Raw genomic sequence first — 10,008 nt, 5'->3', positions numbered from 1 at the left:
CAGGCGAGCGGCCACCCGTAAACGCTACTTCAACCAGCCGGCGATTCGCTCCACCGCCTCGGCGATCTCTGCCTGCGATCCCGCGTAAGACAAGCGCAGGGTGCGGTGTCCCTCCAGCGGATCGAAGTCCATGCCGGGGGTTGCGGCGACGTTGATTTCGGCGAGCATCCGTTTGGCAAAGCCCATGCTGTCATTGGTGAAGCGCGAGACATCGAGATAGGCATAGAAGGCGCCGTCCATCGGCGAAGCCGGTGCGAGGCCGATCTTCGGCAGTCGATCGAGCAGCAGGTCGCGGTTGGCGGCATAACTTGCTTTGACTTTATCAAGCTCTTCGGCTGCGCCGAGGGCGGCCGTGGCGGCGATCTGGGAGAGTTCGGGCGGGGAGATATAGAGGCTCTGCGCCACCCGCTCGATCGGCCGCACCAGGCGTTCAGGCAGCACCATCCAGCCGATTCGCCAGCCGGTCATGCAATAATATTTGGAGAAGGAGTTGATGACGATCGCCTCGTCGGTCAGTTCCAGCGCGCTCGCCTCCTCGCCGGCAAAGGTCAGCCCGTGGTAGATTTCATCGGAAATGAAGGCGATGGAATGGGCCGCGCAGTAATCCGAAAGCGCCTTCAGCCCCTCGCGGCCGGTCACCGTGCCGGTCGGGTTGGCGGGGCTTGCGAGCAGCACGCCCTTCAGTCTCACGCCGCTTTCCTTCTGCACCGCCTCGAGGCTCTCGGGGGTGAGCGTGAAGTGGGTCTCGGCCGTTACCGGCACCTCGACGACCTTCAGACCCAGCGCGCCGAGAATATTGCGATAGGCGGGATAACCCGGTCTTGCGATCGCCACCGTATCGCCGGCATCGAAGAGGGACAGAAAGGCGAGATTGAAGCCGGCCGAGGAACCTGTGGTGACGGCAATGCGCGCCGGATCGATCTCCAGGCCGTGGCGATCCTTGTAATGCCAGGCAAGTGCCGATTTCAGCCGCGCCGTTCCCAGCGCGTCGGTGTAACCGATCCGGCCTTCGGCAAGGGCTTCGCGGGCCGCTTGGAGGGCCGCCTGAGGGGCTGGATGCGAGGGTTGACCGACCGCCATCGAGATGACGGGATGTCCGCCCGCACGCCGCTTCGTCGCCTCCGCCAGCACGTCCATGGCATGAAAAGGCTCGACTTCGCTGCGTTTGGATATGGAAAACAAGATCGTTTCTCGCTCGGCTTCTTCAATGACGGCCCGACAATTGCCGCATTAATCGGCTCATCACAATCCCGCGAGCGTTACGCGGGGATGAAAAATTCCTGTTTGAGCGGAACCGAACGCCCTCTACCTTGACGCGACGCATTCAAGTCCATTAACCCGGCGACGGTCTTCTCGATCGGGAGACCACCCATCGCCGTTGACGAGGATATCATGGCCTTCTTCCCGAAAACCTTCACCGCATTGGCGCTTGCCGCATCGATCGCCCTTCCGTTTCCAGCGGCAGCGCTCGACGACCAGCAGAAGAAGGAGTTCGGCGAGTTCATCAAGCAATATCTGATCGAGAATCCCGAGATCATGCTCGATGTCCAGGAGGCCTTGCAGAAGAAGCAGGAAGCCCAGCGGCTGGCGAAAGCCAACATGGCGATCGAAGAGAACACGACCGACATCTTCGATTCGAAGAACGACGTCACGCTCGGCAATCCGAAGGGCGACGTTACCGTCGTCGAGTTCTTCGATTATAATTGCAGCTACTGCCGTCATGCGCTTCCCGACATGCAGGCGATGCTGAAGAAGGACAAGAACGTCCGATTCGTGCTCAAGGAATTTCCGATCCTCGGGCCGGATTCGGTCGCCGCCCACAAGGTGGCGGACGCCTTCCGCAAGCTGGCGCCTGAAAAATACGCCGATTTCCATGTCGCCCTGCTCAGCAGCGAGGGCCGCGCCTCGGACGAAAGCGCGATCGCGGTTGCCGCCTCGCTCGGCGTCAGCGAAGACAAGATCCGCGCCGAGATGGCGAAGAGCCCGAACGACGGCATCGTCCAGGCGACCTACCAGCTCGCCTCCAGCCTCGGCATCAGCGGCACACCCTCCTACGTAATCGGCAATGAAATGGTGCCGGGCGCCGTCGGGCTCGACGATCTCGAAGCCAAGGTCAAGAATATGCGCAGCTGCGGCAAGACCGCCTGCTGATCAAGGCGGCCATCTCATCGCCAAAATCGAAGCGTTTCAGCCATGTGGACAAATGTGGCGCGATTCCTGCCGGGCAATCCGTAAGGGCTTTCATTCAGCCTTCGCGGAGTCTATAGGTTGCCGTCGTGCATTTTACGGAACATTCGATGACGCAAACGATTTTTGTCCTGAGCGGCCCCAACCTGAACATGCTGGGTAAAAGAGAACCCGGCATCTATGGCGGCAAGACGTTGAAGGACATCGAGGCGGACTGCAAGGCCGCCGGCCGCGAACTCGGCTTCGATATCGATTTCCGCCAGAGCAATCACGAAGGTACGCTTGTGGATTGGTTTCACGAGGCCGACGAAAAGGCCGTCGGCGTCGCCATCAATGCAGGCGCCTACACGCACACCTCGGTCGCGCTGCATGATGCGATCCGCGCTATTTCCATTCCCGTCGTCGAACTCCACATATCCAACGTCCATGCACGGGAAGAATTCCGCCACAAATCGATGATCGCGCCGGCATGCAAGGGCGTGATCTGCGGTTTCGGGCCCCACAGCTACATACTGGCGCTGCATGCGCTGAAGAACATCACGGCATAAGAAGAAGACAGGGCAACACCATGGCTGAAAAGAAATCGGGTATCGATCAGGCACTGATCCGCGATCTCGCCAACATTCTCAACGAGACGGATCTGACGGAGATCGAGGTCGAGCAGGATGACTTGCGCATCCGCGTTTCGCGCAACGGCACGACGCAATATGTGCAGGCGCCGATCGCAGCACCGGCCTTTGCCGCGCCCGCAGCCGCCGCTCCGGCAGCGGCAGGCGCCGCGCCGGCCGCTGCCCCCACCCGCAATCCTGCCAATGTCGTCAATGCGCCGATGGTCGGCACCGTCTACATGGCGCCGGCTCCGGGCGCGCGCCCCTTCATCGAGATCGGCGCCACCGTCAAGGAAGGCCAGACGCTGATCATCATCGAAGCGATGAAGACGATGAACCAGATTCCCTCGCCGAAGTCGGGCAAGGTGACCGAAATTCTCGTCGATGACGGACATCCCGTCGAATACGGCCAAGCCCTCGTCGTCATCGAATAGGCCCATGCCCATGATTTCGAAAATCCTCATCGCCAATCGCGGGGAAATCGCCCTTCGCGTGCTCCGGGCCTGCAAGGAGCTCGGCATTGCCTGCGTCGTGGTGCATTCCACCGCCGACGCCGATGCCATGCATGTGCGCCTTGCCGACGAAAGCGTCTGCATCGGTCCGCCCTCCTCGCGTGAGAGCTATCTCAATATCCACCAGATCGTCGCAGCCTGCGAGATCACCGGCGCCGACGCCGTGCATCCGGGCTACGGCTTTCTCTCCGAGAACGCCAAGTTCGCCGATATTCTCGACGCCCATGGCATCACCTTCATCGGGCCGACGGCGGATCATATCCGCATCATGGGCGACAAGATCACCGCCAAGACGACGGCGCTGGAACTCGGCATCCCTGTCGTTCCAGGCTCGGACGGCGAAGTGAAGACCGAAGAGGATGCGCTGCGGACGGCCGCCGAAATCGGCTATCCCGTGCTGATCAAGGCAACCGCCGGCGGCGGCGGGCGCGGCATGAAGGTCGCCAGGAGCGAGGCCGATCTGATCGAGGCCTGGTCGACGGCGCGCACGGAAGCGGCAGCCGCCTTCGGCAACGATGCCGTCTACATGGAAAAATATCTCGGCAAGCCGCGCCACATCGAAATCCAGGTATTCGGAGACGGCGAAGGCAATGCCATCCATCTCGGCGAGCGCGACTGCTCGCTGCAGCGCCGCCACCAGAAGGTCTGGGAAGAGGCGAATTCGCCAGCGCTCAATGTCGAGCAGCGGATGAAGATCGGCCAGATCTGCGCCGACGCCATGAAGAAGCTGAAATATCGCGGCGCCGGCACGATCGAATTCCTCTACGAGAACGGCGAGTTCTATTTCATCGAAATGAACACCCGCCTGCAGGTGGAACATCCGATCACCGAAGCGATCACTGGTATCGACCTCGTGCACGAGCAGATCCGTGTCGCTTCCGGCGGCGGCCTGTCGGTGACACAGGACGAAGTGCATTTTTCCGGCCACGCCATCGAATGCCGCATCAATGCCGAGGATGCGCGCACCTTCGTGCCCTCGCCCGGCACGATCACGCATTTCCATGCGCCGGGCGGCCTTGGCGTACGCATCGATTCCGGCGCCTATCAGGGCTACAAGATCCCGCCCTATTACGACAGCCTGATCGGCAAACTGATCGTGCACGGTCGCACCCGCGTCGAGTGCATGATGCGGTTGCGCCGCGCGCTCGATGAATTCGTCGTGGACGGCATCAAGACGACGCTGCCGTTGTTCCAGGAACTCGTCTCCAATCAGGATATCGCCAACGGCGATTACGACATCCACTGGCTGGAACACCACCTCGCCAACACACCGGCGGCATAGGACAGGAATGGCAGGATCGCGCAGGAAGTCACCAGGCATCACCCCTGACATTCTCCTGCGCGCCTATTCCATCGGCCTCTTCCCGATGGCCGAATCCGCAGACGACCCGGAGATTTTCTGGGTCGAGCCGGAATTGCGCGGCGTCTTGCCGCTCGATCGTTTCCATATATCGAAGAGCCTCGCCAAGACGGTGCGCCGACATCCCTTCGAGATCCGTTTCGACCACGCCTTCGAATCGGTGATCGCGGCTTGCGCCGAGGAGACATCGGGTCGCCCCAGCACCTGGATCAACCAGACAATCCGATCGCTCTATTCGACGCTGTTCGACATGGGCCACGCCCATACCGTTGAAGCGTGGCACGGCGATGAACTGGTCGGCGGTCTCTACGGCGTCTCGCTCGGCTCGGCCTTCTTCGGCGAAAGCATGTTTTCACGCCGCACGGACGCTTCGAAGATCTGCCTCGTGCATCTGGTCGACCGGCTGAGAGAAAGGGGCTTTACCCTGCTCGATACCCAGTTCACCACCGAGCATCTGAAGACGTTCGGAGCGATCGACGTTCCGAAGGCCGATTATGCCGCTCTGCTTGCCGCCGCGATGGAATCGCCACACCTGAAGTTTTAGACGCGATCGATTCATCCCTGCGTTGATTTTCCGGCCGATTTCAGTAGCTTCCGGAAAATACAATGGGGGATAGAATTTTGAGACGATATTTTGCGGCGGCGATGCTTTTCGCCTTACTTGGAGCTCAGGCCGAGGCACGTCCCTATCAAGAGATGTTTCCTGGCAGGACCGATTTTGCGGAGGCGGAAAAACCGTTACTGGAAAAGCTCGATTTTCAGCAGGGTCTGATCAAGCTACCCGAAGCGAAGGCGACGCTCAATGTGCCCGCCGACTTCTACTATCTCAGCCCGGCCGACACGAAGACGGTGCTTGTCGATATCTGGGGAAACCCGCCGGCGGCGGCTGATGGAACGCTGGGAATGATCTTCCCGGCGAAATACGCGCCGACCGACCCGCAATCCTGGGGATCGATCGTCGAATACAGCGCGGACGGTTATGTCTCAGACAGCGACGCCGCCACGACGAATTACGACGAACTGCTGCAGAACATCAAGGATGCGATCAGCGAACGGAATCCTGAGCGCGAAAAGCAAGGCTTCCCGAAGATCACCCTTGTCGGCTGGGCTTCGGCGCCGCGCTATGACAAGCCGGCGCATGCAATGCACTGGGCGCGCGATCTGATTTTCGGTAACGACACGCAAGCTGAGCACACGCTGAATTATTCCGTGCGTGTGTTCGGGCGCGAGGGTGTCTTTGAATTCGACTTCGTTGCCGGACTCCGACAGCTGAAGGAGATCGAGGCGGTCAATCCGACGGTCACGAAGCTCGTGCAGTTCGACAAGGGGATGACCTATGGCGACTATGTCGACGGCGACAAGGTCGCGGCCTACGGCATGGCAGGAATGATCGCCGCAGGCGCTGGCGCCAAGATTGCCGCAAAGGTAGGACTGCTGGCCCTTGCCCTTGCCTTCTTCAAAAAGGCCGGCATCCTTGTCGTCGTCTTGGCCGGCGTCGCGCTTCGCTTTGCCAAGGGCCTTTTCAACAGGAACAAGACGCCGACTGCGTAGGGGCGCGATACGCGCATTAAAGCGTTGCGGCGTCTCTTGCGCGTCTCAAAGAGAGGCGCTGACGCTGCGGTGCCGCCGCGCGACGTGTTAACGGGCCGTCGCCTTGGTGCCGTCAGGCGCCGGGACGTCCGAGCTCGTCTTGCAGTCCTTCAGCCAGACGTCATAAATCGGGTGCTCGACGGCGTTGAGGCCGGGGCTGGCGGCAAACATCCAGCCGGTGAAGATGCGGCGGATCTTGCGGTCGAGGGTGATCTCGTCGACCTCGACGAAACCGTCGATCTTCTGCGCTTCGGCCTGATCGCGCGAATAGCAAGCCTTCGGCGTCACCTGCAATGCGCCGAACTGCACCGTCTCGTTGACATAGACGTCGAAGGTGGTGATGCGGCCGGTGATCTTGTCGAGGCCGGAGAAGACGGCAACCGGGTTTTCAATGCGGGCGGCATGTGCCGCACCGGTCGGAAGCAGGGCCGAGAGCGCCAGCAGCGATCCGGCGGCACGCAGGACCATGTTCCGCGTGAAGAGCTTCATGTACCCGTCTCCAGATAATTTTTGAGTTTCATCCGCGGTCAAGCGCGGCCAACCTGCGGGTAAAGGTCAATTGTGGCCAAAAGCCGGGCTTGGGGATCGCCCGGTCAGCCGTCTCAGTTGCCGGGCGTCCAGGCGTCGTAATCGCCGGTGACGCGCGGACGCTCGCCGGGAACCGCGAGAGAGCCCGGCGGGCGGTAAGCCTGTGGCGATCCGGTGAGGTTGGGGCGGTGCGTCTTCTGCCATTCCTTGGCGACGTAGTTTTCCTTGGACGGAGGAACATCGGTGCGATGGTGCATCCAGCCGTGCCAGCCCGGCGGAATGGCGGAGGCTTCGGCATAACCCTTGTAGATCACCCAGCGCTTCGGCAGGCCGTAGGAGGACATGCCGCCTTCATAATAGACGTTGCCGAATTCATCCTCGCCGACGCGCTTGCCGAAACGCCAGGTCGCAAAACGCGTGCCCATCGTCTGACTGTTCCACCAGGTGAAGGTCTGAACCAGAAGATTCCACATGTCTTTTCCTTGTGCCCGCCAGTGCGGACCAAACCAGAATTCGTTTTCTCGCTTATGCCGTCGCCAAGCCGAATTGTCCAGCGATTCCACGAGAGCCAAGGGTCATTTCAAGGCCATCTTGAAGCCCAGATGCGAAGGTTTGAAGCCAAGCCTTTCATAAAAACGATGGGCGTCTTTGCGTATCGCATTCGAGGTCAATTGCACAAGGCGCACACCGCGGCCTTTTGCCTCGGCGACGGCGAATTCGATCATCCGCGCGCCGATCCCCTGCCCGCGCATATCGGAGCGCGTCTGCACCGCCTCGATGATCATCGCCGAGGAGCCGCGGCCGGTCAGCGTCGTCGTCAGCATCGTCTGGAACGTACCGACGACCTCGCCGCCGCGCTCGGCAATGTAAAGCGTCTGGTTGGGCGAGGCCTCGATGGCTGTGAAAGCCCTGACATAATCGGCAAAGGCCTCAGGATCCGTCGTATCGCCGTGACCGCCGAGCGCATCGGCGGCAAAGATTGCCACGAGGGCCGGCAGATCGTCCTTCCTCGCCCGACGAACGAGAATATCCGGCACCCCGACCTGCATGGCTCAGTGCCCCTCGAGCGGTTTTTCGAAAATCAGCGCCGGAATGCCGGATTGCCCGGGCCCGCTATACTCATTGCGGCCAACCTCGGTGAAGCCGTGCGCCCGGTAGAAGGCGATCGCCGCCGCATTCTGGGGCTCGACTTCGAGACGCATGATTTCGGCAGCGGGAAAGCAGGTTTCGAGCTCGGCGAAGATATCGCGGCCGATGCCCTGGCGCTGCAGCGCCGGGCTGACATAGAGGAGGTGCAGCATGACCGTTTTCGTCAACGCCTGCGACATCGCCGCATAACCCACGCCGCCGATCTTGCGGCCGTCGTCGGCAACGAGAAATTCGGCGTCCTTGCGCGTCAGGCGTGCCTTCAGCGCCGCCGGCGTGAAGAGATGGGCGATCAGCTCGTCCACCTTGATCTTGCCATGCAGGTCGTCATAGGTGGCGTGAAAGCTCTCCACCAGAAGCGCGCGGACCTTCTCCAGGTCGCCCTCGCCGGCGGTGCGGACGAAATACACCGTTTATTCCTCGATGCCGAGCTTTGCCTTGACCAGCGCCTGGACGGCCTGCGGATTGGCTTTGCCGCCGGTCGCCTTCATCACCTGGCCGACAAACCATGCGGCCATGGTCGGCTTCGCCTTGACCTTTTCCACCTGATCGGGATTGGCAGCGATGATCTCGTCGACGGCCTTTTCGATCGCGCCGGTATCCGTCACCTGCTTCATGCCGCGCGCTTCGACGATTTCGGCGGGGTCGCCGCCTTCGGTCAGCACGATCTCGAAGAGGTCCTTGGCGATCTTGCCTGATATGGTTCCAGCCTTGATAAGGTCGATGATGGCGCCGAGCTGGGCCGGCGAGACCGGCGTCTGCTCAATGTCCTTGCCGGTGCGGTTCAGCGCGCCGAGCAGGTCGTTGATCACCCAGTTTGCCGCCGTCTTGCCGTCGCGGCCGGCGGCCACGGCCTCGAAATAATCGGCGATCGCCTTTTCGGAGACGAGCACGGAGGCGTCATAGACCGACAAGCCGAGCTCGCGGACGAAGCGCTCTTTCTTGTCGTCAGGAAGTTCCGGCAGATCGGCTGCCAGCGCCGTGACAAAGGCATCGTCGAATTCGAGCGGCAGCAGGTCCGGATCGGGGAAGTAACGATAGTCGTGCGCATCCTCCTTGGAACGCATCGAGCGCGTCTCGCCCTTGTTCGGATCGAAGAGGCGCGTCTCCTGCTCGATCTCGCCGCCATCCTCGAGAATGCCGATCTGGCGGCGGGCTTCATATTCGATCGCCTGGCCGATGAAGCGGATTGAGTTGACGTTCTTGATCTCGCAACGGGTGCCGAAAGCCTCGCCCGGGCGGCGGACGGAGACGTTGACGTCGGCGCGCATCGAGCCCTCGTCCATGTTGCCGTCGCAAGTGCCGAGATAACGCACGATCGAACGCAGCTTGGTCATATAGGCCTTGGCTTCGTCGGAGGAACGCATGTCGGGCTTGGAAACAATCTCCATCAGCGCCACGCCCGACCGGTTCAGATCGACATAGGACATGGTCGCATGCTGGTCGTGCATCGACTTGCCGGCATCCTGTTCCAGGTGCAGGCGCTCGATGCCGATCTCGATGTCCTCGAACTGGCCCTGACGGTCCGGTCCGAGCGAAATGACGATCTTGCCCTCGCCGACGATCGGATCCTTGAACTGCGAGATCTGATAGCCCTGCGGCAGGTCGGGGTAGAAATAGTTCTTGCGGTCGAAGAGCGAGCGCTTGTTGATCTGAGCCTTGAGGCCGAGACCGGTGCGCACCGCCTGCTTCACGCATTCCTCGTTGATGACGGGCAGCATCCCGGGCATGGCGGCATCGACGAGCGACACGTTCGAATTCTGCGGCTTGCCGAATTCCGTCGAGGCGCCGGAGAAGAGCTTCGAATTGGAGAGCACCTGGGCATGGACTTCCATGCCGACGATGACTTCCCAGTCGCCGGTGGCGCCGGGGATGAAGCGTTTCGGATCAGGCGTGCGGACGTCGACAAGGGTCATCTGATACTCTTTGCAGGCTGTTCTTTTCCATTGGTGAGGTAAATGAAATGGCGTGCCGGTGCAAGGCTTTCGCGGCGTTAGCAGCTGCCGATGGTCGCTTAAAGCCGAGAAGCGGCATTGCACCGGAGCGCAGCATGCTCCCATATGCGAAAGCGATCGAA

Annotated in this window: 12 protein-coding genes; 6 read left to right on the top strand and 6 right to left on the bottom strand. The window is 61.2% G+C overall.

Annotated features, from left to right (window positions below):
• Positions 1-24 precede the first annotated feature (24 nt).
• Positions 25-1,182 carry an aminotransferase class I/II-fold pyridoxal phosphate-dependent enzyme gene (locus CO671_RS18165; RefSeq protein WP_097607071.1) on the bottom strand — a complete coding sequence of 386 codons (1,158 nt, stop codon included), beginning with the start codon at positions 1,180-1,182 and terminating at the stop codon, positions 25-27.
• Positions 1,183-1,392: 210 nt separating this feature from the next.
• On the opposite strand from CO671_RS18165, the gene CO671_RS18160 reads away from it, so the two are divergent.
• From CO671_RS18160 to CO671_RS18135, 6 genes are all read left to right on the top strand, one after another.
• On the top strand, positions 1,393-2,151 hold the full coding sequence (locus tag CO671_RS18160) for a DsbA family protein (RefSeq protein ID WP_010032448.1): 759 nt from the start codon (positions 1,393-1,395) through the stop codon (positions 2,149-2,151).
• A 146-nt stretch (positions 2,152-2,297) separates the two neighbouring features.
• Positions 2,298-2,735, top strand: a complete 438-nt coding sequence (gene aroQ / locus CO671_RS18155) for a type II 3-dehydroquinate dehydratase (RefSeq protein WP_097607070.1) — start codon at positions 2,298-2,300, stop codon at positions 2,733-2,735.
• A 20-nt stretch (positions 2,736-2,755) separates the two neighbouring features.
• A complete protein-coding gene (gene accB, locus CO671_RS18150; RefSeq protein WP_097607069.1) occupies positions 2,756-3,229 on the top strand; it encodes an acetyl-CoA carboxylase biotin carboxyl carrier protein in 474 nt (157 codons plus the stop codon).
• Between the two features lie 4 nt (positions 3,230-3,233).
• Positions 3,234-4,589 (top strand): acetyl-CoA carboxylase biotin carboxylase subunit, encoded by a 1,356-nt coding sequence (accC, locus tag CO671_RS18145; protein WP_016732915.1) that lies wholly within the window; start codon positions 3,234-3,236, stop codon positions 4,587-4,589.
• A gap of 7 nt (positions 4,590-4,596) precedes the next feature.
• The gene (gene aat / locus CO671_RS18140) at positions 4,597-5,211 is read left to right on the top strand and encodes a leucyl/phenylalanyl-tRNA--protein transferase (protein WP_097607068.1); all 615 of its coding nucleotides are present in this window, start codon (positions 4,597-4,599) and stop codon (positions 5,209-5,211) included.
• A 62-nt stretch (positions 5,212-5,273) separates the two neighbouring features.
• The gene (locus CO671_RS18135; protein ID WP_097607067.1) at positions 5,274-6,218 is read left to right on the top strand and encodes a DUF2167 domain-containing protein; all 945 of its coding nucleotides are present in this window, start codon (positions 5,274-5,276) and stop codon (positions 6,216-6,218) included.
• An 87-nt stretch (positions 6,219-6,305) separates the two neighbouring features.
• On the opposite strand, the gene CO671_RS18130 is transcribed toward CO671_RS18135, so the two are convergent.
• The 5 genes from CO671_RS18130 to gatB all read right to left on the bottom strand — a co-directional run bounded on the left by CO671_RS18130 (position 6,306) and on the right by gatB (position 9,847).
• Positions 6,306-6,746, bottom strand: coding sequence for a DUF2155 domain-containing protein (locus CO671_RS18130; protein ID WP_097579123.1), 441 nt, complete (start codon positions 6,744-6,746; stop codon positions 6,306-6,308).
• A 113-nt stretch (positions 6,747-6,859) separates the two neighbouring features.
• Positions 6,860-7,258 (bottom strand): NADH:ubiquinone oxidoreductase subunit NDUFA12, encoded by a 399-nt coding sequence (locus CO671_RS18125; RefSeq protein ID WP_004671258.1) that lies wholly within the window; start codon positions 7,256-7,258, stop codon positions 6,860-6,862.
• Between the two features lie 102 nt (positions 7,259-7,360).
• Positions 7,361-7,834, bottom strand: a complete 474-nt coding sequence (locus CO671_RS18120) for a GNAT family N-acetyltransferase (RefSeq protein WP_097607066.1) — start codon at positions 7,832-7,834, stop codon at positions 7,361-7,363.
• Positions 7,835-7,837: 3 nt separating this feature from the next.
• Positions 7,838-8,341 (bottom strand): GNAT family N-acetyltransferase, encoded by a 504-nt coding sequence (locus tag CO671_RS18115; RefSeq protein WP_010031402.1) that lies wholly within the window; start codon positions 8,339-8,341, stop codon positions 7,838-7,840.
• A gap of 3 nt (positions 8,342-8,344) precedes the next feature.
• Positions 8,345-9,847: an Asp-tRNA(Asn)/Glu-tRNA(Gln) amidotransferase subunit GatB gene (gene gatB, locus CO671_RS18110; RefSeq protein ID WP_096770336.1), complete on the bottom strand. Its 1,503-nt coding sequence runs from the start codon at positions 9,845-9,847 to the stop codon at positions 8,345-8,347.
• Positions 9,848-10,008: the final 161 nt, after the last annotated feature.

Origin of the sequence: Rhizobium sp. M10, from assembly GCF_002531955.1 — a bacterium.
In the GTDB taxonomy this organism is placed as follows: domain Bacteria; phylum Pseudomonadota; class Alphaproteobacteria; order Rhizobiales; family Rhizobiaceae; genus Rhizobium; species Rhizobium etli_C.
The sequence above is the reverse complement of the archived record's forward strand: the minus strand, read 5'-3'. Positions and strand labels throughout refer to the sequence as shown.